This window comes from Halorubrum sp. FL23 (genome assembly GCF_052439115.2).
GTDB lineage: Archaea > Halobacteriota > Halobacteria > Halobacteriales > Haloferacaceae > Halorubrum > Halorubrum persicum.
In genome coordinates, this window is sequence record NZ_JBQVRO020000007.1 from 124,726 (window position 1) to 146,001 (window position 21,276).

Annotated in this window: 23 protein-coding genes and 1 pseudogene; 13 read left to right on the forward strand and 11 right to left on the reverse strand. The window is 71.2% G+C overall.

All coding sequences use genetic code 11. The annotated features are described in order from the left end of the window. Positions 1 to 40 precede the first annotated feature (40 nt). Positions 41 to 1,216, reverse strand: a complete 1,176-nt coding sequence (locus tag ACT4MF_RS10665) for a sensor histidine kinase (RefSeq protein WP_444682605.1) — start codon at positions 1,214 to 1,216, stop codon at positions 41 to 43. Between the two features lie 144 nt (positions 1,217 to 1,360). Between ACT4MF_RS10665 and arcS the strand changes: the two genes are divergently transcribed. The 3 genes from arcS (at position 1,361) to ACT4MF_RS10680 (ending at position 5,134) form a co-directional block, all read left to right on the forward strand. Beyond that, entirely contained in the window at positions 1,361 to 3,205 is a 1,845-nt protein-coding gene (arcS, locus tag ACT4MF_RS10670) for an archaeosine synthase subunit alpha (RefSeq protein WP_444682606.1), read from the forward strand. 183 nt (positions 3,206 to 3,388) lie between these two features. Beyond that, entirely contained in the window at positions 3,389 to 3,553 is a 165-nt protein-coding gene (locus tag ACT4MF_RS10675; RefSeq protein ID WP_180271849.1) for a DUF7838 family putative zinc beta-ribbon protein, read from the forward strand. Between the two features lie 339 nt (positions 3,554 to 3,892). Further along, positions 3,893 to 5,134 (forward strand): CaiB/BaiF CoA transferase family protein, encoded by a 1,242-nt coding sequence (locus ACT4MF_RS10680; protein ID WP_099256573.1) that lies wholly within the window; start codon positions 3,893 to 3,895, stop codon positions 5,132 to 5,134. 45 nt (positions 5,135 to 5,179) lie between these two features. Here ACT4MF_RS10680 and aceA read toward each other — a convergent pair whose 3' ends face one another. From aceA to ACT4MF_RS10695, 3 genes are read right to left on the reverse strand one after another with little or no spacing between them, the layout of a single operon-like run. Continuing rightward, on the reverse strand, positions 5,180 to 6,223 hold the full coding sequence (gene aceA, locus ACT4MF_RS10685) for an isocitrate lyase (RefSeq protein ID WP_099256574.1): 1,044 nt from the start codon (positions 6,221 to 6,223) through the stop codon (positions 5,180 to 5,182). Positions 6,224 to 6,228: 5 nt separating this feature from the next. Beyond that, positions 6,229 to 6,357, reverse strand: a complete 129-nt coding sequence (locus ACT4MF_RS10690) for a hypothetical protein (RefSeq protein ID WP_275539533.1) — start codon at positions 6,355 to 6,357, stop codon at positions 6,229 to 6,231. After that, a complete protein-coding gene (locus ACT4MF_RS10695; RefSeq protein ID WP_099256575.1) occupies positions 6,354 to 6,692 on the reverse strand; it encodes a hypothetical protein in 339 nt (112 codons plus the stop codon). Before ACT4MF_RS10695 ends, ACT4MF_RS10690 begins: the two co-directional genes overlap by 4 nt. A 274-nt stretch (positions 6,693 to 6,966) precedes the next feature. Here ACT4MF_RS10695 and thiL point away from each other — a divergent pair, with 274 nt between their 5' ends. Next, positions 6,967 to 7,851 carry a thiamine-phosphate kinase gene (gene thiL, locus ACT4MF_RS10700; protein ID WP_444682607.1) on the forward strand — a complete coding sequence of 295 codons (885 nt, stop codon included), beginning with the start codon at positions 6,967 to 6,969 and terminating at the stop codon, positions 7,849 to 7,851. A 34-nt stretch (positions 7,852 to 7,885) separates the two neighbouring features. Here thiL and ACT4MF_RS10705 read toward each other — a convergent pair whose 3' ends face one another. After that, entirely contained in the window at positions 7,886 to 8,797 is a 912-nt protein-coding gene (locus ACT4MF_RS10705) for a 1,4-dihydroxy-2-naphthoyl-CoA synthase (protein ID WP_099256577.1), read from the reverse strand. A gap of 225 nt (positions 8,798 to 9,022) precedes the next feature. Between ACT4MF_RS10705 and ACT4MF_RS10710 the strand changes: the two genes are divergently transcribed. Genes ACT4MF_RS10710 through ACT4MF_RS10720 form a run of 3 tightly spaced genes read left to right on the forward strand, consistent with a single transcriptional unit; the run spans position 9,023 to position 11,651 of the window. Further along, positions 9,023 to 10,048 carry an ABC transporter substrate-binding protein gene (locus tag ACT4MF_RS10710; protein WP_444682608.1) on the forward strand — a complete coding sequence of 342 codons (1,026 nt, stop codon included), beginning with the start codon at positions 9,023 to 9,025 and terminating at the stop codon, positions 10,046 to 10,048. After that, complete coding sequence (locus ACT4MF_RS10715) at positions 10,048 to 10,851, forward strand: ABC transporter permease (RefSeq protein WP_444682609.1); 804 nt, start codon at positions 10,048 to 10,050, stop codon at positions 10,849 to 10,851. Before ACT4MF_RS10710 ends, ACT4MF_RS10715 begins: the two co-directional genes overlap by 1 nt. Then, positions 10,839 to 11,651 (forward strand): ABC transporter ATP-binding protein, encoded by an 813-nt coding sequence (locus ACT4MF_RS10720; protein WP_099256580.1) that lies wholly within the window; start codon positions 10,839 to 10,841, stop codon positions 11,649 to 11,651. Before ACT4MF_RS10715 ends, ACT4MF_RS10720 begins: the two co-directional genes overlap by 13 nt. A 22-nt stretch (positions 11,652 to 11,673) precedes the next feature. On the opposite strand, the gene ACT4MF_RS10725 is transcribed toward ACT4MF_RS10720, so the two are convergent. Continuing rightward, positions 11,674 to 11,835 (reverse strand): hypothetical protein, encoded by a 162-nt coding sequence (locus tag ACT4MF_RS10725; RefSeq protein ID WP_180271851.1) that lies wholly within the window; start codon positions 11,833 to 11,835, stop codon positions 11,674 to 11,676. Between the two features lie 132 nt (positions 11,836 to 11,967). Between ACT4MF_RS10725 and ACT4MF_RS10730 the strand changes: the two genes are divergently transcribed. Then, the gene (locus ACT4MF_RS10730) at positions 11,968 to 12,372 is read left to right on the forward strand and encodes a helix-turn-helix domain-containing protein (protein WP_099256581.1); all 405 of its coding nucleotides are present in this window, start codon (positions 11,968 to 11,970) and stop codon (positions 12,370 to 12,372) included. A 53-nt stretch (positions 12,373 to 12,425) separates the two neighbouring features. On the opposite strand, the gene ACT4MF_RS10735 is transcribed toward ACT4MF_RS10730, so the two are convergent. The 3 genes and pseudogenes from ACT4MF_RS10735 to ACT4MF_RS10745 all read right to left on the reverse strand — a co-directional run bounded on the left by ACT4MF_RS10735 (position 12,426) and on the right by ACT4MF_RS10745 (position 13,844). After that, positions 12,426 to 12,656, reverse strand: a complete 231-nt coding sequence (locus ACT4MF_RS10735; protein ID WP_099256582.1) for a hypothetical protein — start codon at positions 12,654 to 12,656, stop codon at positions 12,426 to 12,428. 156 nt (positions 12,657 to 12,812) lie between these two features. Continuing rightward, on the reverse strand, positions 12,813 to 13,460 hold the full coding sequence (deoC, locus tag ACT4MF_RS10740) for a deoxyribose-phosphate aldolase (protein WP_099256583.1): 648 nt from the start codon (positions 13,458 to 13,460) through the stop codon (positions 12,813 to 12,815). A gap of 92 nt (positions 13,461 to 13,552) precedes the next feature. After that, a pseudogene (locus ACT4MF_RS10745) lies at positions 13,553 to 13,844 on the reverse strand (Hsp20/alpha crystallin family protein). 147 nt (positions 13,845 to 13,991) lie between these two features. Between ACT4MF_RS10745 and gatD the strand changes: the two are divergent. From gatD to ACT4MF_RS10765, 4 genes are read left to right on the forward strand one after another with little or no spacing between them, the layout of a single operon-like run. Further along, positions 13,992 to 15,293: a Glu-tRNA(Gln) amidotransferase subunit GatD gene (gene gatD / locus ACT4MF_RS10750; RefSeq protein WP_444682610.1), complete on the forward strand. Its 1,302-nt coding sequence runs from the start codon at positions 13,992 to 13,994 to the stop codon at positions 15,291 to 15,293. Then, a complete protein-coding gene (locus ACT4MF_RS10755) occupies positions 15,290 to 16,333 on the forward strand; it encodes a GNAT family N-acetyltransferase (RefSeq protein WP_444682611.1) in 1,044 nt (347 codons plus the stop codon). The genes gatD and ACT4MF_RS10755 overlap by 4 nt, the downstream gene beginning before the upstream one ends. Next, entirely contained in the window at positions 16,330 to 16,542 is a 213-nt protein-coding gene (locus ACT4MF_RS10760) for a hypothetical protein (protein WP_444682612.1), read from the forward strand. The genes ACT4MF_RS10755 and ACT4MF_RS10760 overlap by 4 nt, the downstream gene beginning before the upstream one ends. Before the next feature lie 45 nt (positions 16,543 to 16,587). After that, positions 16,588 to 17,865: a DUF6498-containing protein gene (locus ACT4MF_RS10765; RefSeq protein ID WP_444682613.1), complete on the forward strand. Its 1,278-nt coding sequence runs from the start codon at positions 16,588 to 16,590 to the stop codon at positions 17,863 to 17,865. A 38-nt stretch (positions 17,866 to 17,903) separates the two neighbouring features. Here ACT4MF_RS10765 and ACT4MF_RS10770 read toward each other — a convergent pair whose 3' ends face one another. After that, positions 17,904 to 18,425 carry an HPP family protein gene (locus tag ACT4MF_RS10770; protein ID WP_444682614.1) on the reverse strand — a complete coding sequence of 174 codons (522 nt, stop codon included), beginning with the start codon at positions 18,423 to 18,425 and terminating at the stop codon, positions 17,904 to 17,906. Positions 18,426 to 18,534: 109 nt separating this feature from the next. Between ACT4MF_RS10770 and ACT4MF_RS10775 the strand changes: the two genes are divergently transcribed. After that, positions 18,535 to 19,536, forward strand: a complete 1,002-nt coding sequence (locus ACT4MF_RS10775) for an A24 family peptidase (RefSeq protein ID WP_099256588.1) — start codon at positions 18,535 to 18,537, stop codon at positions 19,534 to 19,536. 32 nt (positions 19,537 to 19,568) lie between these two features. On the opposite strand, the gene dnaG is transcribed toward ACT4MF_RS10775, so the two are convergent. Then, positions 19,569 to 21,185 (reverse strand): DNA primase DnaG, encoded by a 1,617-nt coding sequence (gene dnaG / locus ACT4MF_RS10780; protein WP_444682615.1) that lies wholly within the window; start codon positions 21,183 to 21,185, stop codon positions 19,569 to 19,571. Positions 21,186 to 21,276: the final 91 nt, after the last annotated feature.

Genomic DNA, 21,276 nt, shown 5'->3' on the forward strand with positions numbered 1-21,276 from the left:
GAGGCGCCGACGGCCGTCGGCTTCGAACCCCCGCCCTTCCCTACGCCGCCGGAATCCCCATCGTCACCGTCGTGCCGGTGTCGCCGTCGCTCGCGCTGTCGTCGGTCGTCCGCGTCGTCTCGATCGACAGCCACCCGTCGAACGCGTCGGCGGTCGCCCGGACGATCCAGAGCCCGAGCCCGCTGGCGTGCTCCAACTGCGTCTCCGGCTCCCGGCCGGTGATCACGCGGCTCTCGGCCTCGTGGATTCCGGGGCCGTCGTCGTCGACGGCGATCGCCACGTCGCCGTCGACTTCGCGTGCCGACAGCTCGACCGCGGTCGCGCCGTGCTCGATCGCGTTCGTCGCGAGTTCCTCGACCGCGGTCGCGAGTCGGTCGTCGGCCAGCGCGGCGCAGGACTCGACGTCGACCGCGACGGTCTCGGCGCCGGCCTCGCGGGCGGCCTCGGCCGCGTCTTCGAGCAGCGGCTCGACCGGAACCGGCCCGCGCTCGCTGGGGCGGCGCTCGAAGGCCGCCTGCAGGCGCTTCGCGTCCTCCGCGAGCCCGCCGATCACCGCGGCGCTCTTCGCCACCGCCTCGGCCGAGTCGCGGAGCTCCGGGTCGTCGACGCCCTCGGCGATGAGCGACGCGTGGCCGCCGAGCACCGTCGTCTCGTTGCGGAGGTTGTGTCGGATGATCCGGTTCAGCACGGAGACCCGGCGCTGTTCCTTGGCGAGCTGCTGGGCGCGGACCCGTCGGGCGTCGTAGACGCCGATGATCACGTGCGCGACCGCGCCGATCGCGAGCACCTTCGCGACGGTGAAGGTCGGTGCGACCATCGGCGTCCCGAGCTGCGACTGGTACCGGATGACCCCGAGCATGATCGCTCCGAGCACGATGATCCCGAAGAGGCTCCAGACGGCGATTCGGACCGCGTTGCGCGTCGTGAACGTGCTCCGGTACAGGAGCCCGCCAACGACCACCAGCGCCACCGAGAGCACGGTCCCGAGCACCGACAGCACGACGCCGATCGGTGGTTCGGCGCCCGAGACCAGCGGGGTCACGTTCGGTATCAGCAGGGCGAACCCGGAAAGCGAGACGAACAGCGCGGCGGCGGCACGGGCGACGCCTCCCTCCGGCTCCTCGGAGACGTGGTCCGGATCGACCACTCCGAGCGTCACCAGCAGTTCTTGCAGCCGTCCCTCCCCCGCGTCTCGCGTGTCATATCGTCCTGCCATTCCCTCTGCGGACGCCGCTCCAAAATAAAACGCTTCGCACGCGAGTATCAGCCGGTGGAACTCGGAACGCGGGCCGGAGACCCCGCTGTCCGCCCCGCGGTCGCGGAACACAAGAGAATTGACCGTCCCCCCGCGAGGGGGAGTATGACCGAGTACTTCGAGGTCCACGAGCGCGACGGCGCCGCCCGGCTCGGCGAGCTCCGACTCGCAGAGCCGGTGGCGACGCCGGCGCTCGCGGATCCGTTCCTCAGGGACGCGGGCAGCCTCTGGGCCGAGAGCCGCGAGGTCCCCGACGGCGACGAGTCGTCGCTCACCGTCCTGCCGCACCGCGCGTTCCCCGCGGGCACCCGCGAGGAGGTCCGCGAGTCGTTCGCGGTCGACCACCCGGACGTCGACTACCCCTCGGCCGCGGTCGTCGACAGCGAGAGCGCCCGCGAGGTGGGCGCCGACGCGTACGTCCTCGCCGACGCCGCCGGCTTCGTCGGCCACGGCGAGGCGTTCCGCGACGCGCTCGTCGCGGCGAAGGAGTCCCTGCCGGCCGACACCGCGCTCACGCTTTCGGGCGTCGCCACGCCGCGGAACGTCGCGCTCCTGGCGTACGCCGGCGTCGACCTCGTCGACGCGACGTTGGCGCGGACGAAGGGGACGCAGGGGATGTACTGCACCGCCGACGCGGAGCATTTCCTCGAGGACCTCGACGAGCTGCCGTGCGCCTGTCCGGCCTGCGCGCAACCCCGCGCGGAGTTCACGCGCGCGGACTGCGCCGAGCACAACGTCAACGCGCTCCGCGCCGAGCTGCGGCGCGTGCGCGAGCGCATCCGGGCCGGCCGCCTCCGCGACTACATCGAGGGCCAGACCCGTCACGAACAGTGGCTCACGGCCGCGTTCCGCGAGTTCGACGACCAGTGGGGGTACCTCGAAGAGCGGACCCCGCTCATGCGCGACGCCGAGGTGACGGCGGCGACCGCGGAGACGCTCGACCGCGTCGAGATCCGGCGGTTCGCCGACCGCGTGACGAGCCGGTACCGGAACCGCTTCGCCGACCAGCCGCTCGTGTTGGTCCCCTGCTCGGCCACCAAGCCGTACAGCGACTCCCAGAGCCACCGGCAGTTCCACGACGCGATCCAGTGGCGCGGCCACACCGTCTCGATGACCTCGCCGATCGGCGTGGTGCCCCAGGAGCTGGAGACGACCTACCCGGCCCAGCACTACGACGCGGTCGTCACCGGCGACTGGAGCGAAGACGAGATCGAGTTCGTCGCCGAGGTGCTCCGGCGGTACCTGCGGCGCAACGACTACTCGCGGGTGATCGCGCACGTCCCCGACCACGGCTACCGCGAGATCTGCGAGCGCGTCGAGCGGGACCCCGACGTCGACGCGCCCTTCGAGTACACCTGCGTCGGCCACCCGACGAGCGACGAGTCGCTCGGCGAGCTGAACGCGGCCCTGCAGGGCGAGCCCGCCTACAGCAAGCGCGAGCGCGAGCACAACACGGTCCGGGCGCTCGCGGACTACCTGCTCGGCGACGGCGCCGGCGACGACCTGTTCGGCGGGCGCGGCGCGAGCGGCGCGAGCGCCGAGGGCGATCGATACGGCGGCGAGGCCGACATCCGGACCACCGGTCGCTACCCCAAGCTCCAGGTGTGGGGCGACGACCCCGACGCCGGTCGGGAGGGCGAGCCGGGCGAACAGCTCGCGACGATGGTGCCGCAGTACGGCACGCTCTCCTTCACCCTTGCCGGCGCGCGTCGGTGGGTCGAGAGCGACGCCCCCACCAAGCGGGTCGAGATCGACCCGTTCGTCCCGCACGGCTCCGTCTTGGCCCCCGGCGTCGTCGACGCGGACGACGACATCCGCGTCGGCGACGAGGTCGTTATCGAGGGACCGAACGCGTTCGCGGTGGGCCGCGCGGAGATGTCCGGCCCGGAGATGGTCGAGTCGACGCGCGGCGTCGCCAGCGAGGTCCGGCACGTCGACGAGACGCAGTAACGCCGACGCGGCGCGACGGCCGGCGGTCGATTACCGGTCGACCGCAGACCGGCTCGGACTCGCGGAATGCGACGAGGTGGAGGCGGTCGGCAAGGCCGGCGAAGCGATGATCGAAAGGCCTGATCACCCTCTGCCGGCCGTCGAATCAGTACCTTCAAAACCGCGCCGGACGGATGCGGGCGTATGGCGCTCGAAAAGGACGTGGACTGTCCCTCGTGCGGAGAGACCCAGTCGTTCTACCGGACCGCGGCGATGACGATCCACCTCGGTGAGAAGACGAAGTGGCGCTGTCCCGAGTGCGGGTACGGCTACATCGAGGTCGACGGGATCGACACGCTGCCGGCCTGACTCGCCGTCGACCGCTTCGTAGAGCCTTTTCGACGTTCTTGCACACGCATCCGTCGCCTCCCCGAGAGCCGAGGCCCCGTCGCGCCTGCGACCCGGTCGGCGCCCCGGCTGGTCTGCGAAGCGGTCGACGCCTCGGGTGGTGCGGCTCGCGGGCGCCCGCGCTCTGCCGGGAGGCTCATAACCCGTCCGCTCGAGTCGGAGGCATGGACGCGATAGGAGGGCCCGACGCGGGATCGGCCCGCCGGCCCGACGCGGGAGCGCACCGACGAGCGACCACTGGACCGACTCGACGAGCGACCGCCGCGCCGACCTGTGGGGGTCCGACGGGGGTGATGCCGCGTGGTCGGTGAGGCGCGCGACCCCGACGGCGACACGGGACCGCTCGACGGGGTCACGGTGCTCGACGCCTCGCGGGTGTTGGTGGGGCCGTTCTGTACGATGCAGCTCGGCGACCTCGGCGCCGACGTGATCAAGATCGAGCGACCGGGCGAGGGCGACCAGACGCGGACGTGGCGCCCGCCGGCCTTCGGCGAGGGCGACGACGCCCAGAGCGCCTACTACGCCAGCGTCAACCGCAACAGACGCTCCGTCGAGCTGAACCTCGCGAACGAGACCGGGCGGGAGGTGTTCCGGGACCTCGCCCGCGAGGCCGACGTGGTCGTCGAGAACTTCCGGGTCGGGAAGATGGCCGAGTGGGGGCTCGACTACCCCGACCTCGCCGAGGAGAACCCCGAGCTGGTCTACTGCGGGCTCTCCGGATACGGCGAGTGGGGACCGGACCGCGACGAGCCCGCGTACGACCTCGTGATGCAGGCCCGTGGGGGGTTCATGTCGATCACGGGCGTCGAGGGCGGCGCGCCGGTCAGGATCGGGGTCGCGCTCGCCGACATCGGCGCCGGGATGTACGCGACGCAGGCGATCCTCGCGGCCCTGTTGGAGCGCGAGCTCGGCGACGGAACGGGACAGAAGATCGACGTGAGCTTACTCGACGGGCAGGCCGCGTGGACCAGCTATATGGCGGCGAACTACTTCGCGAGCGGCGAGCCGCCGGGGCGGATGGGGAGCAAACACCCGAACATCGCCCCCTACCAAGCGTTCGAGACCCGCGACGGCTACGTCGTCGTCGCCTGCGCGTCCGACGCGTTCTGGCCGCGGCTCTGCGAGGCGCTCGACCGCCCCGACCTGCTGGCGGACGAGCGGTTCGAGACCAACGAGAAGCGCGTCCGCAACCGGGACGCGCTGGACCCCGCGCTCGAGGAGTCGTTCGCGGAGCTCACGACCCAGGAGGCCCTCGACCGGCTCGGCGAGCACGGCGTCCCCGCGAGCCCCGTCCGCGACATGGCCGACGTCTTCGACGACCCCCAGCTGGCCGCGCGGGACATGGTCGCCGAGTTCGACCACCCGACCGCCGGGCCGATGCAGGTGCCGGGCTCGCCGATGCACTTCTCGCGGACGCCGACGACGGTCCGCCAACACCCGCCCTCGCTCGGCGAGCACACGGAGACGGTGCTCCGGGAGCACGGCTACGGCGACGGCGACATCGCGGAGCTGAAAAAACAGGAGGCGATTCCGGACCGGTGACGCGACCGGCGGCGCGCGCGCTCGGTCGATCGTCGGCCGGCGCGGTCAGTCGTCGTCGGTGCTCTCGGCCGTGATCGGGTCGTTCTCGTCTTCGGTGAAGCCGGCGGACTCTTCCTGTCGCTCGCGCGCCTCGGGATCGAACTCGGCCTCGATGTCCTGGTAGCGCGGGACGAAGGAGAGCTCGTGGTGGCTCTCGGTCTCGTGGCCGATGTAGCGCTCCTCGAGGTCGAACTGCGCCTCCTCGTCGTTCTGCGCGATGTTCTCGAAGTCCTCGTAGGCCGCGTGGGCGCCCGAGTGGAGCCCGTACAGCGTGATGAAGATGTACTGGTAGCCCAGGTCGCCGAGCTCCTGGAAGGTGAGCGGGTCCTCCTCCGCGCCCCACTCGAACGAGGAGGAGTAGTTGAAGGCGAGATCCAGATCGGGATGGGTCTCGTGGATCGTCTCGGCGTACTCGATCGCGTCCTCGCGCGACGGGTCGGGCATCTCGGGCCAGACGAGGTCGACGCCGGCGTCGGCGTAGATCCGGCCGCGTTCGAGGTGCTCCTCCCAGTCGCCGTTCGCGGAGCCGTACGCGTCGGTGCGGGCGATGATGACGGTGTCCTCGCTCTGCTTGGCGTCGACGGCCGCCTCGAACCGGGAGCGCGCCTGTTCGCGGGAGACGATCTGCTTGCCCGCGATGTGGCCGCAGCGCTTCGGGGAGGTCTGGTCCTCGATGTGGATCGCCGCGACGCCGGCCTTCTCGTACTCGCGGACCGCGCGCCGGACGTTGTGGACGCCGCCGTAGCCGGTGTCGCAGTCGGCGATGACGGGGAGGTTCGTCGCCTCGACCATGCGCTTGGCGTTCTCGACCATCTCGCTCATCGTGACCATCTCCAGGTCGGGGAAGCCGAACTGGCCGAGGACGGTCGAGTACCCGCTCATGTAGGCGGCGTCGAGGCCGGCCATCTCCGCGAGTCGGGCGTCGAGCGCGTGGTAAATCCCGGGCGCGAACGTGTAGTCCTGCTCCTCGAACAGCTCGCGGAGCTGGCGGCCGGCCGGGTTGTCGATATCTCTGGTGAAGACGTCGTCGTCGAGTTCGTTGGGATGCATTGATGTCACTCCGTCGTCGCGTCGTCGGTGTACTGGGTGGTCGTCTCGTCGAACGTGGTGGCCGCGCGCCGCGTGAACGTGGTCGGGTCCGGTCGCGGTCCGCGCCCGGTCCCGGCCATGGGGACGGCGCTCATCGCGACCCCCCGTCGGTTCGCGTGCGGCGAGCCGGTCGCAGGTCGGGGACCAGCGGGGCGTCCCGCTCGCCCTCTGTCGGCGGGGGGCTCGGGCGTCGAGCGGTGTCGGTCGCAGTCGGCCCCCCGGTCGACGGGCGTGTCGTCGGGACGATGGGGGCACCCGCCTCCTCGGTGGTCGGCGTGCGCCCGGGGATCGTCCGGGGAGAAGTGTCGGCGTTCGTCGGATCGGTCGTCGTCCGATCCGGTGTCGATCGGTCGGTCGACGTTCGGTCGGTCGATCGGGTCGTCTGACTCGTCGGTTCGTCGGTGGGCGTGGTGTCGTTAGGTGTCGTCATCGGGTCGTGTGGGCGGTTGCGGCGGTCGTCTGGTGATCGTGCTGTCGGCGGGTCGGGGTGCTGCGTGTCCGCGTACGGATACTGTCATTGCACTCGGTAGGAGAGGGAGGTTGGTAATAAACATAATGATTGATAATGATAATATACGTTAATGTGTATTATCCGTTTAAATGTTTCTTGGTAACGGGCCACAAGATCGGCGCCGATCGGGGGCGCGGATCGCTTCCTCCGGACCGATCCCTTCTAATCCGTTCCCCCACGATCCAACGGTATCGTGAACGAGCGAGACGCGCTCCGGGCGCTCGCGGCCGACCTCCCGCACGCGGGCGACGACGCCGCGGTCGTGGGCGACACCGTGATCACGACCGACATGCTCCACGAGCGGACGGACTTCCCGCCCGGAACGACGCGGTACACCGCCGGCTGGCGCGCCGTCGGCGCGTCCCTCTCGGACGTGGCGGCGATGGGGGCGACGGCGACCGCCGCGGTCGCGGTGTACGCCGACGCCGCCTTCGACGACGATCGACTCGACCGCTTCATCGCGGGCGCGGTCGACGTCTGCGAGGCGGTCGACGCCGAGTACGTCGGGGGCGACCTCGACACCCACGACGAGTTCACCGCGGCCTCGACCGCGGTCGGCGACGCCACCGACGCGGGCGTCGTCACGCGGTCGGGCGCGCGCCCCGGCGACGCGCTCTGTGTCACCGGCGAGTGGGGGCGGTCCGCGGCGGCGCTCCGGTTATTTCACAGCGACAGCGACGAGGCGGTCGAGCGCGCCAACGACCTGTTCCGGTTCACGCCCCGGGTCGCCGACGGAGTGGCGCTCGCGGGCAGCGCGACCGCGATGATGGACTCCTCCGACGGGCTCGCGCGCTCGCTCCACCAGCTCGCGGAGGCGAGCGAGGTCGGGTTCGAGCTCGACCGCGATCGGGTCCCGGTTCACCCCGCCGTCGACGAGGTCGCGGAGGCCGACGAGCGCTTCGAGCTGGCCGCACACTTCGGCGAGGACTTCGAACTCGTCTGCGCCGTCCCCGAGGCGGCGGTCGAGCGCGCCCGCGAGGCGTGTCCGGGCGGGCTGACCCGCGTGGGGCGCGTCGTCGACGGCGGCGTGACGGCCGACGGCGACCCGCTCCCCGACCGCGGGTACACGCACGGGTAGTCGCGCGACCGACCCGCCGAGGCGGGATCGGCCCTCAGTAGTGCCAGGGGTAGTCGCGGAACCCCGGCTCGCGCTTCTCCAAGAACGCGTCGCGCCCCTCCTGCGCCTCCTCGGTCATGTACGCCAGGCGGGTCGCCTCGCCCGCGAACACCTGCTGGCCGACCATGCCGTCGTCGGTCATGTTGAACGCGTACTTCAGCATCCGCATCGCCGTCGGCGACTTCTTCGTCATCTCGTCGGCCCACTCGATCGCCACCGCCTCCAGCTCCTCGTGGGGGATCGCCTCGTTCACCATCCCCATCTCTTCGGCCTCCTCGGCGGAGTAGGTCTTCCCGCGGAAGAACACCTCGCGGGCCTTCTTCTGGCCGATCTGCTTCGCGAGGTACGCCGATCCGAACCCGCCGTCGAAGGAGCCCACGTCGGGGTCGGTCTGGAGGAACTTCCCGTGCTCCTCGCTGGCGAGCGTGAGGTCGCAGACCACGTGCAGCGAGTGGCCGCCGCCGACCGCCCACCCCGGCACGACCGCCACGACGGGTTTGGGCATGAACCGGATCAGCCGCTGGACCTCGAGGATGTGGAGCCGACCGGCGCGCGCCTCCTTCACGAGCGGGTCGTCCTCGTCGCCCGCCTCGTCGTCGTCGCGGTACTCGTAGCCGGAGCCGCCGCGCACCGACTGGTCGCCGCCCGAGCAGAACGCCCAGCCGCCGTCTTTTTCCGAGGGGCCGTTGCCCGTGAGGAGCACGCAGCCCACGTCCGCCTGCTTGCGCGCGTGGTCGAGCGCGGCGTACAGCTCGTCGACGGTTCCGGGGCGGAACGCGTTCCGGACCGCCGGGCGGTCGAACGCGATCCGGACGACCGGCACGTCGACGCCGCGGTGATAGGTGATGTCGTCGAACTCGTCGGTGACCGGCTCCCACGCGTCGGGGTCGAATAGCTCCGAGACCATACGCGCGTGTTGGTGTGCGCACTCATAAACGACGGCGGGTCGGCGGTGGACGGCGACCGCTCTGCAAGTATTGCGTTAATCGCTGACGTTTGGTTTGAACGATACCGGCGTATCAGCGATTGAAAAGCGGAAAAAGACGCTTTTAGGAGGATATCGGCCGTCACTGGTATCCGCCCCGGTTGCTGGTGGCGCGGAGGTATTCCACGCGTGGCCACTGTAGTGGGTATGTACGAGCGAAACGCGGGAGCCTCGCGGCGGTCGTTCCTCGCGGCCGCGGGCGGCGCGGCCACGGTCGGCCTCGCCGGCTGCCTCGGCGGCGACGACGGCGGCCTCGACGAACTGACGGTCGCGCATATGCCGATCTATCCCGACCTGCAGTGGTACGTGATGGAGGGCGAGGGGTATTTCTCCGAGATCGACGCCGAAATCGACGGTCGGGAGTTCACCGACGGCCCGGCGATCGTGCAGGCGTTCAGCGGCGGCGACATCGACATCGCCATGTTCGGGATCGTGCCGGCGATGATCGTCATCGACAACGACATCCCCGCACAGGTGACCGCGGCGAACATCCGCGAGCCGATGGGGGTCATGGCCGACTCCTCGTTCCACGACACCTTCGAGGAGCACGGCGCGGACGCGTTCGGGGTCTGGGAGGAGGAGCAGGGGCGCCCCTTCCGGTTCGGGACGTTCCCGCAGGGGAGCGTCCCCGACGTGCTGCTCCGCTACTGGCTCCGCGAGACCGGCGTCGACCCCGAGGCGAACGACAGCATCGAGATCCGCGAGATAAACGGCGCCAACGCGGTGTGGCAGGCGATCAACGGCGGCGACATCGACGGGACCTCGATCATGGAGCCGGTGCCGACGATCGCTCGAGAGGAGGGCTCGTCGGTCACGATGCTCCGGACGGCCGCCGAGATTCTGCCGGGACAGCCGGCCGCGGTCACGCTGATGAGCGACGCGGTCCGCGACTCCCCGCTCGCGGGGCAGTTCCTCGAACAGCACGCCCGGGCCACCGAGTTCATCGGCGAGAGCCCTGACGCGACGGCACAACACGTCGAGTCGGGGATCGGGATGCCGGCGGACCGCGCGCGGACGGCCCTCGACTCGCCGCTGTCGAACTTCGTCACCGACCCCGCCTCCATCAGCGAGGCGACGCCGGTGTTCTCGGAGTTCGCGGCGAGCAACGGCCAGATCGACGAACAGCTCAGCAACGACCAGATCTTCGACTTCGAGGTTTACGACTCGCTCTGATGGCCACCGACACCGGAGGGGAGTTCGACGGGAGCGGGTTGCGGGCCGATGTCGGCATCGGCGATCCGCAGCGGCTGCTCCGCGGCATCGCGGGGTTGGCCGGCTTCGTCGCGCTCTGGCACCTCGTCTCGCTCACGCAGCCGGCGATCGTGTTGCCGTCGCCGGTCGCGGTCGCGGCCGAGTTCCGCGGGCAGTTCGCCTCGGGGACGATGCCCGCGGCGCTGGCGTCGAGCGTCCGCCACTGGGTCCCCGGCACGATCGCCGGTACGGGGCTCGGCGTGGCCGCCGGCGTCGCCTTCGCGTGGAGCGGCCTGCTCGACGACGTGACGGCCCCGCTGATTCGGCTGCTCCGACCCGTGCCGCCGCTGGCGCTGATCGGGTTCGCGATCGCGTGGTTCGGGCTCAACCACGCCGGGGCGGCGTTCATCATCGCCGTCGGCGGGTTCTGGATCAACTTCTACGCGAGCTACGGCGCGGTCGAGGAGGTCTCCGACGACCTGATCGACGTGGGGCGGACGCTGGGCGTGCGCGGCGATCTCGACATGGTCCGGTCCGTCGTCCTCCCGGCGTCGCTGCCGGGGATCATGACCGGGATCCGCACCGGGCTCGGTCGGTGCTGGATGCTCGTCATCGCCGCCGAGATCTTCTCCGTGCCGGGGGTCGGCCGCGAGATCCTGCGCGCGAGCAACAACCTCCGCGTCGACCGGGCGATCGCGTACATCTTCGTGTTGAGCCTGATGTACCTCCTCGTCGACGTGGCGTTTCGCGCGGTCCAACGACGGGTGTTAGCATGGCAGGCGTGAACCGAGGCCCCGGGCCGGAGACGGGGGCGGACGGGTCCGGAGCGGCGGCGGATGCCAGCGTCGCCGTCGACGGGGTCGGCAAGACGTACGACGACGGCGGGAGTCCGGTTCGGGCGCTCGACGACGCGTCGTTCGCGGTCGACGAGGGGGAGTTCGTCTGTCTCGTCGGCCCGTCCGGCTGCGGGAAGACGACGCTGTTCCGGATCATCGCCGGGCTCACGGAGGCCACGGACGGAGCGGTCCGGGTCGCCGGCACGCCCGTCACCGGGCCGACGACGGACATGGGGGTCGTGTTCCAGGAGTACCACCTGTTCCCGTGGCTCACCGTCGAGGAGAACGTCGGGTTCGGCCTGGAGCGGACCGACCGGAGCGAGGCGGAACGGGAGCGGCGGATCGACGAGATGCTGGACCTCGTCGGCCTCACCGAGTTCCGCGACTCGTACCCGAAGTCGCTCTCCGGCGGCATGAAACAGCGCGTCGCCATCGCGCGGTCGCTCGCGGTCGACCCGGAGCTGCTCCTGATGGACGAGCCGTTCGGCGCGGTCGACGCGCAGACCCGAGAGATGTTACAGCGCGAGCTGCTCGACGTGTGGGGGTCGACCGGCAAGACCGTCCTGTTCGTCACCCACGACGTGACAGAGGCGGTGACGCTGGCCGATCGGATCGTGGTGATGGCGGCCGAGCCGGGACGGGTCGACGAGATCGTCGACGTCGACGTCTCGCGGCCCCGCGAGCGCGGCGACCCCGCCTTCGGCGAGCACGTCGCTCGCGTACGGGAGCTGATCGGCGCGGGACCCTAAGCGGGCGCCGCTCCGCACACGGCTACCCCTCCTCCTCGACCGCGGCCGCCAGCTCATCGATGTGTGTCCGGAGCACCGAGATCGTCGCGTCGGCGTCCGCGTACCCCTGATCGTAGCTGTCCAGCGTGGACTCGGTCTCGTCGAGGAACCGGTCGACCGCGGCCTCGATCGCCTCGTCGCTCATGGCCGCCGGTTCGATCGCCGCCCGGTTATACCCCCCGGCGACTGTTCGGGCGCTCTGGTAGCGGGGACCATACAATTGTGTCATTTACACACAAGTCTTTTGACGGAACGTATCGTACGTAGAGACAACATCATGCCGGATTCTCTGTCAGAACAGCTCCAGAGCGACATGGAGTGTGAGGGACTACTCGAGTGTTTTCACGGGCTCAAGCCGCTCGATCGCGAGTGCTTCAGCGTGCTCGTCGAGAGCGAGGAGGCCATGACCATCGACGCGATCGCCGATGCGGTCGACCGCGAGCGCTCGACGGCCTACCGGGCGGTCCAGCGGCTGCTCCAGACCGGGTTCATCACCAAAGAGCAGATCAACTACGATCAGGGCGGCTACTACCACGTCTACTCGCCGACCGATCCCGAGAAGATCACCGACGAGATGCAGCGCATGCTCAACGACTGGTACGCGAAGATGGGCCAGCTGATTCAGGAGTTCGAAGAGAAGTACGAGCGATCGGAGAGCGGCTCGGCGACCGCGTCGAGCTGATCGGGTTCTGCCGTAGACGTTTCTGCCGTGCTTCGGGTGTCAGTCGCGTTCGCTCAGCGGCGGCGCAGCGCGTACGCCGCGTAGCCGACGGCGGCGAGCAGGCCAGCGGACAGCAGGCTTCCGAACACCGCCGGTGAGGTCGTAACGAGCTCGCCGAACGGGTCGGTCAACGCGAGCACGCCGACGATGAGAACGAGGGCGATGAGGATGCCTACCGCGCCGAACGCCTTGAACGCCGCGTCCAGGTCTATACCGTGCGATTCGGGTTCGACCGAGTGGCTCATACGTCACAGTAGGCGCTCAGAGTATAAATTGGTACAACGGCGTTCTCACGTCGAGGGAACGCACGCGGCTCCGGCGACCCCGCCGGTTCCGGCGACCCCGCCGGCTCCGGCGACCTCGCCGTCGGCGGCGACGAGCGGGCGCCGTCGTCCGACGACCTACTCCGCGCTCTCTGGGTGGCCGTCGACGATGGCGACGCCGGAGGACGCGCCGATCCGCACCGCGCCGGCCTCGAGCATGGCGGTCGCCTCGTCGTAGGAGCCGACGCCGCCGGAGGCCTTCACGGGCAGGTACTCGCTCATCAGTTCCACGTCGGAGACGGTGGCGCCGCCGTCGGCGAATCCCGTGGAGGTCTTCACCATGTCGGCGTCGGCGTCGACGGCGGCCTCGCAGGCGCGGCGTTTCTCTTCGTCGGTCAGGAGCGCGGTCTCGATGATCACCTTCACCGGGACCGGCACCGCGGCGACCACGTCCGATATCTCGGCGGCGACGGCGTCGTCCTCGCCCGCCTTGAGCCGCCCGACGTTGATCACGAGGTCGATCTCGTCGGCGCAGGCGTCCCACGCGGCGACCGCCTCGTCGCGCTTCGTCCCGGGCGCGTGCTGACCGTGCGGGAAGCCGACGACGGTCGCGATCGTCTCCGGTGCGTTCCCGTACTCGGCGGTCTCGGGGAGATAACAGGGGGGGATACAGGCGTTCATCCCGTGATCGGCGGCCTCGTCGAGCACGGTCTCGACGTCGCCCCACGTCGTCTCCGGGCCGAGCACGGTGTGGTCGATGCTGGCGGCGAACTCGTCGCGGTCCATGCCCTCACGGTCGGTGGCGCGAGTAAAAAGACGTACTGGGTCGGTCCGGCGGACCGGCCGGTCGCGACGGGCGCCGACGTTCGGCCGACCGATCAGCTCTCGATCTCGATTTCGGTGCCGGTCACCGCGGCGTCGACGACGACCGGCAGACGGACGGTGAGGATGCCGTTCTCGTAGGTCGCCTCGATGGCGTCCTCGTCGACCGTCTTCGGGAAGCGGACCGACGGTGGTAGGTCCGGCGCACGTCACGGTTCGGGTCCTCGTGTTCGCCGGCGATGTTGAGCACGCCGTTGTCCCACGAGGCCGTGATCTCCTCGGGATCGAACCCGGGAGCTCCACCGTGAGCACGAACTCGCCGGTCGTGGGAGCGCCATTGTTGACCACCTCGAATGCAGCCGGTGGTACGGTTGCGCTTCGAAATGAAACATATCATTTCTGTCATTTGTTAGCAAACCTATCAACGACGCCGACACGGGACGGCTCCGCCGCCGAACGGTTGGATTCAAGTCCGCCGGAGGGGAATCCGGTGGTATGCAACCGGGAGATCGCGTCCGCGTCGACCGCGGGGACGTCACGAACGAGGGGGTACTGCTCCCCTCGACGACTCGCGACCACCTCGTCGTCAAGCTCGACGGGGGGTACAACGTCGGTATCGACCGCGACGAGGCGGACGTGGAGGTGCTCGAATCCGGCGCCCGCGACGTCGACGAGGGCGCCGACGCGGGCGGCGGCGAGGCCTCCGAGATCACCTTCGAGGGGGACCTCCCGACGGTGTCGCTCATCTCGACCGGCGGGACGATCGCCTCCACCGTCGACTACCGGACCGGCGCGGTCACCGCCCAGTTCGACGCCGAGGACGTGCTCCGGGCGGTCCCCGACCTGGCGGGCCGAGCCAACTACCGCGGGCGCGTCGTCGCCAACATCCTCTCCGAGAACATGGAGCCGCCGATCTGGCGGGAGCTCGCCGAGGCCGTCCGCGAGGAGGTCGAGGCGGGCGCCGACGGCGTCGTCGTGATGCACGGCACCGACACGATGCAGTACTCCGCGTCCGCGCTCTCCTTCATGCTCGACTCGCCGGTGCCGATCGTGTTCACCGGGAGCCAGCGCTCGGCGGACCGACCCTCCTCCGACAACGTGATGAACGCGGTGTGCGCGGTCGAGGCCGCGAAGGCCGACCACGCCGAGACGCTCGTCTGCATGCACGCGAGCCCCTCCGACGACGCCTGCGCGCTCCACCGCGGGACCCGCGTCCGCAAGAACCACACCTCCCGCCGGGACGCCTTCGAGACGGTCGGCGCCGAACCCCTCGGCCGCATCGACTACGAGGCCGCGGCCGAGGCGGGCGCCGACGGCGACGCCGCGGACGCCGCCATCGCGTGGCACCGCGAGCCGCTCCCGCGGGGGGACGCGGACGACGGCGGCGCCGCCGTCGCCCTCGACCCGGCCCTCAGCGGCGACGTGGAACTGGTGAAGTTCACGCCGGGCATGGACCCGGCCGCGTGGGACTACCTCGACGACAAGGACGGCGTCGTGATCGAGGGGACTGGGCTCGGCCACGTCCACACCGACCTCATCCCGCGGATCGAGGAACTGGTCGAGGGCGGCACCGTCGTCGCGATGACGAGCCAGTGTCTCGCCGGACGCGTCTGCGACCGGGTGTACGACACCGGCCGCGACCTGCTCGACGCCGGCGTCGTCGAGGCGGGCGACACGCTCCCCGGCACCGCGAAGGTGAAGCTGATGTGGGCGCTCGCGAACCTGTCCGACCCCGCCGAGGCGATGGGCCGCGACATCGCCGGCGAGCTCACCGAGGAGTCGCAGCCCTGGCGATGAGCGACCGGGAGTCCAGCGGCGCCGAGCCGGCCCCCGTCATCCGCGAGGCCCGCCCCGCCGACGCCGACGCGGTGACCGCGTTCGCGCGGGACACGTGGGGCGAGCGCCACGAGGACTACATCCCGCGCGTCTTCCCGGAGTGGGCCGCGGCCGACGATCCCGAGGCCGGCACCTTCGTCGCGACGCTGCCGCCGGACGCGGTCGCCGAGAGCGACGCGATCGGCACCACCGACGGACGCGAGCCGGGCGACACCCTCGTCGAGGGCGACGGGACGGGCGCGGCCGCGGCGGGCGATCGAGAGGCGGTCGTCGGCTGTATCCGGGGGGCCCTGCTCTCGGAGTGGGAGGCGTGGGGACAGGGGATCCGCGTCGACCCCGCCGCCCGCGGGTTCGGCGTCGGGACCGCCCTCTCGGCGGCCGTGCTCGACTGGGCCCGCGACCGCGGCGCGCGGGTGTGCCGCAACATGGTGTTCTCGTGGAACGTCATGGGGCTCGGGCAGTCGCGGGCGGTCGGCTTCGAGCCGGCGACAGAGTTCCGATTCGCCGAGCCGGAGCCGGAGTCGGATGCGGTCGACCCCTCCCTCGACGACCCCGACCCGAACGCGGCGTGGGCGTTCTGGCACGACAGCGACGCCCGCGACCACCTGCGCGGGCTCGCGCTCGACCCCGACGAGTCGTGGGCGTGCTCGGCGCTCACCCGCGACCGCCTCCGGACCGCGGCCGACGAGGACCGGCTCCTCGCGGTCGCCGGCGCGGACGCGCTCGCCGGGTTCGCGGTCCGGACGCGCCTGACGGAACGCGAGGAAGCCGGAGAACCGACGCGGACCGCGATCTACGGCGCCGCCGCGTGGCGCGACGTCGACGCGGCCGGCGCGCTGTACGAGGCGATCGCGGCCGACGCCGCCGCGGTCGACGCCGACGCCGTTCGGGTGCTGATCCCCGAGACGGTCGAACACGTGAGCGACACGGGCGCGAACCGTGTCCCGGTGGCGGCCGAACCGGACTTCGTGATGAGCGCGGACCTCACCGGTGAGCCGTGAGCCTCTTCGGCGTCGCCCTTCCCTGGTCGCTCCCCCTCACCCTCGTGATCTACGGCGTCGTCGTCGCCGCCGCGGCGTGGATCTACCGCGACGCGAGGGCGCGCGGGAGCCGTTACGCGGTCGTCTGGGCGCTCGCGACGCTCGTGTTCACGATCGTCCCGGTTCTCGCGTACCTCTACCTCCACCGCGACGCGGGGCCGGCGCAGTGACTCGCACCGACCGCTTATCCCCTCGGGACTGAATCGCTCGAACGAATGCCCTCCACCGACCACGCACCGCGCCCGGAAGCCCGCGCTGAGGACCGTCGCCCGCGGGCGATCGGGTTCGTCCTCTCCAACGCGCTCCCGCTCGTCGGCGTCGTCGCGCTCGGCTGGAACGCGGCGGCGCTGATGGCGCTCTACTGGTTCGAGCTCGGGATCGCCTCCCTCTGGGCCGTCGTCCGCGCGCTGTTCGCCGGGCGCCCCTCCGAGATCGAGCGCGACGCGCTGCTCGTCGGGCCGCTCGCGCAGCGACGGGTCTCGCTTTCGATCCCTCGAACCGGCCTCGAGATCCGGCTCTCCTCGCTGCTCGTGCTCCCCGTCATCGTCCCGGTCCTCGCCGTCGTCTGGCTGTTCGTCGGCGCGCTCACGGTCGGCGTCGTCGCCGACGGCGGGCTGGCGCCGGGCGCGCTCGACACCGTGGCGCTCGCGATCGTCGCCGTCTTCGTCGGCGAGGGGGCGACGACGCTCGTCGACTACTTCGGGCGCGGCGAGTACCGGGACCACAGCGCCCAGACGGCGATACGGGGCGTGTTCGCCCACGGTGCAGCGGTCTTCCTCGGCGGGCTGTTCACCGTTACGATCGTGGGCGCGGCGACGCTGGAGGGCGACACGCCGATCGCCGCGCTCGACCCGGACGCGGTCGGGCTCCCGCTCCTGCTCGGGGTCGTCGCGGTGAAGGCCGCGTTCGACCTCGCGGGGCTGTACAGCGACCGACTGGCCGCGTTCGACGACGCCTCGGCGCTCGATCTGGGGTTCTCGTCCGACCCGCCATCGCCGGAGCCGGTCGACGGCTCGCTCGCGGAGCCGGTCCGTACGGTCCGTCAGTCCGGGCGCGCTCGCCTCGCCGGGGCGCTGACGACGCCCCTCGCTCACCCGGGGCTGTGGTACGTCGCCGGGGCGTTCGCGCTTGTCGGCCTCCTGTTCGCGATCGGGGGGAACTGGGCGACCGTCGGCACCCTCGCCGCGGCCGCCGTCGGGCTCCCGCTGGGGGTCGCGACGCTCGACCACGAACTCCGGTACGGGCTCGTCTCGTACCGCGCTGGGGCGGACGCCCTCGTCGCTCACGACCGCCTCTTCGGCGCGACGCTGTGGCGCGTCGAGCCGTGGGACGAGACCGCCCTCCGGGTGACGCGGGGGCGACTCGACCGGCGGCTCGGAACCGAGACCGTCGTTATCGAACTCCGAGACGACGAGTACCGGCTCCCCGGATTGGCTGACCCCGAGCCGGTGCTGTCGGTGTTCGACAGGCGCGCGGAGCGACCCGCGGACTGAACGGGAGACCGATCGACCGGTCGGCGACCGCGCGGCGGTCACCGATTTTCGGCCCGGTAGAGCGGGTGTGCCTCGCCCGCGACCCGCCTGAACACCGCGATGACGCCGGCGTGAACGCTCACGAGGACGGTCACGCTCGCGACGATGGTCGCAACCTCGATCGGGGCCGGGAGCAGCCCGAGCGACACGATGAGCGTCGTCGCGCAGGCTGGCGCGTGGACCGCGTCGGTGGCGATCATCGCCCAGCTCGTGGCCACGAGCGAGACGGTCGCGCTCGCCGCGAGCCGGAACCCCCCCGGGGAGAACGCCGGCGGGGTCGCGGTGAGGCTGGCGCCCGACGCGATCAGCCACCACGCCGCGAACCCGGTCACGCCGCCGATGAGGTGGCTCCCGACGATCCGGGCGGCCCGATCGCGCTCGCTCCGCCTGTCGAAGGCGATCAGGAACGCCGACGGCCCGAGGCTCGGGAAGACGAACGGCTGGCCGGTCCCCCACGCGATCGCGCCGAGGACGGTGAAGAGGAGCCCGGCGTACAGACTGGTTCCGACGCGGCGTCGCATCGCCCGCCGGTCGGAGACGGCCCCACAAAGCGCCGGCGGTTCGGCTCGCGCTATCGATCGCGAGATACGAATCCGAACGCCTAATTGTGGCCGCGCCGCCGGTGATGACATGTTCGCGACGCTGCCGGACGCGCTCCGCCTGTTCGTCGTCCCCGTCTTCGCGTGGGCGGCCCTGCGGGACGTTCGGACCAGACGGCTTCCGAACCGGCTGTGGCCGCCGCTGTACGCGTTCGGGGCGCTCCTGTTGGTCTGGGAGGCGGCCCGGCTGTGGCCCTTCGCGGGGCTCGACGGGCGGCTGTTCCTCGTTCAGGCCGCGATCAGCCTGCTGTTCGTCGCCCCGCTGGGCTACGCGTTCTGGTACCTCGGCGCGTTCGGCGGCGCCGACGCGAAGGCGCTGATCGCGATCGCGGTGCTGTTCCCGACGTTCCCGGAGTACGTCGTCGCCGGGGCGAAGCTCCCGCTCGTCGACACCCAGATCGGCGTGTTCTCGCTGACGGTGCTCACGAACACGGTCCTGCTCGCGCTCGCGTACCCGATCGGGCTCGCCGCGGTTAACCTCGTCCGCGGGGAGCGCTCGGCGACGATGTTCCTCGCGCGACCGGTGGCGACCGACTCGCTGCCGGACCGCCACGGGCGCCTGTTCGAGAGCGACGCGGGAACGACCCGGAACGGCCTCGATCTGGACGCACTTCGGATGTACCTCCGTTGGCGGGGGGTGACGCTCGCGGAGTTGCGCGAGGACGCGGCCCGCCTCCGCGACCCCGACAGCGTCGCCGAGACGCGCGACCCGACCGACGGCGGGACGCACGTCGGCCCGCGGACGGACGGGGGGACGGCGACCGGTGCCGACGGTGAGAGCGGCGCCGACCGCTCCGCGGACCGGTCCGACGACCCGTGGGCCGCCGAGCGCTTCCTCGACGAGATCGACCACGGCGCGTACGGCACCGACGCCGAGACGCTCCGCGGCGGGCTGGCGGTCGTCGCCCGGAAGGACCGCGTGCTCGTGTCGCCGGGAATGCCGTTCGTCGTTCCGATGGCGATCGGGCTGCTCGTCTCGCTGACGTACGGCGACGCGCTGTTCGCGGTGCTGGGCGCCGTCGGGTTGGTCTGAGGCGGCCGGCGACCGCGGTCCGAGCGCCCCCGTCAGCTCCCGGCGCGCAGGTCGCCGACCGTGAGCACTCGCGTCCCCACGGGTCGCTTCACGAACTCCCCGACCTCGCGGCCGAGCAGCTGGCTGACTCCGCGCTGGGCGGCGACGTCGAGCAGCCGCTGGTCGATCGGGCCGTCGACGACGACCGTGTGCGGGGCCGTCTCGGCGCTCTCCACCGCGTCGAAGGCGTCGGCCGCCTGGACCTCGGTGAGGACCCCGCGGTCGTCGCCGAGCAGCCGGGCGCGGTCGCTGCCGGCGTCGACGATCTCCTGTACGTGTTCCTCGATCGAGCGCGGCTCGTCGTCGATCGGGGTGTCGTCCGCCGGTCCGCGTTCCTCGCCGCTCGACCCGCCGGTATCGGCGCTCGCCTCGTCGTCGGACGGCGTATCCGTTTCGTCCGCGTCGTCCGTGTCCTCTGTGTCGCCCGCGTCATCCGGGGCGGCGCCGTCTGCTGTATCGCCGCCGCGCTCGCCGTCGTCGAGCGCGTCGTCGCTGTCGGCCCCGTCTTCCTCTTCGGCTTTCTCGGCGTCGATCGCCGCGGGCCCCGGCGCGTCCTCGACCGCCTCCACGAGTCCGCCCGCGTTCGCACCGCGGGCCCCGTCGGCGGCGGCGCCGGAGTCGCTGCCGCCGTTCGCCTGGTCGGCTCCGGCCGCGGTTTCCGCGTCGCTCTCGGTCGTTCGCGCCGCTCCGTCGGCGGGACCCGACGCCCTGTCGGTGAGATCGGTCTCTCCGTCTTCGGGAGGGCGGTCTCCCTCGGGGGACGCCTCCCCCGGCTCGTCCGCGGCCGCCTCGCGGAGGTTCGGCTCGTCCGCGAGGCTGCTGTACGGCACCTTCCCGCGGAGCGCCTCGAAGACCGCGTTGCGGTCGAGGTCCTCGACCGACTCGCCCGGCGGCGCGAACGCGACGTAGTCCACGTCGCCCACCTGCGCGAGCTCGCGGAGGATCAGCTCGCCGCCGCGGTCGCCGTCGAGGAACGCCGTGACGGTGCGGTCGGCGGTGAGCTCCGCGACCGCGTCGGGAACGTTCGTCCCCTCGACGGCGACCGCGTTCTTAATCCCGCACTCCAGCAGCGTGAGCACGTCAGCGCGCCCCTCGACGACGATGACGGCGTCGGAGTCGCCGACGCGGGGGCCGGCGGGGAGTCCCTCGTAGTCGACGATCCCCTCGACGCGGGCGGCCTCGCGGACCTCCTCTAGGATGTCGTCGCTCCTGAGGCTCGTCTCCTCGAAGCCGCCGGCGACGAGCTCCTTGGCGCGCTCGACGACCTCGCGGCGCTTCGCCGCCCGCACGTCCTCGATGCTCGTCACCTCCACCGAGGCGTGACAGGGGCCGATGCGGTCGATCGTCTCTAGCGCGGCGGCGAGGATCGCGGTCTCGACCTTGTCGAGGCTCGACGCGACCGTGACCTCGCCGAACGACTGGCCGTTCTCGGACTCGACGGCGACGTCGATCCGACCGACCCGCGAGGACTCCTGGAGGTCCCGCAGGTCCAACTCGTCGCCGAGGAGGCCCTCGGTCTGGCCGAACACCGCGCCGACGACGTCGCTCCGCTCGACGACGCCGTCGGCCGCGATGGTGGCGTGAATGAGGTATTTTTCGGTGTCTTTCATGATGGGTGAATGGTGATGATCGGGCGGAGCCGGCCGCCCGTGCGTCGTTGTGTCCGTCGGCGAAAATAGTTATCGCACGCGCCTGCGTCGG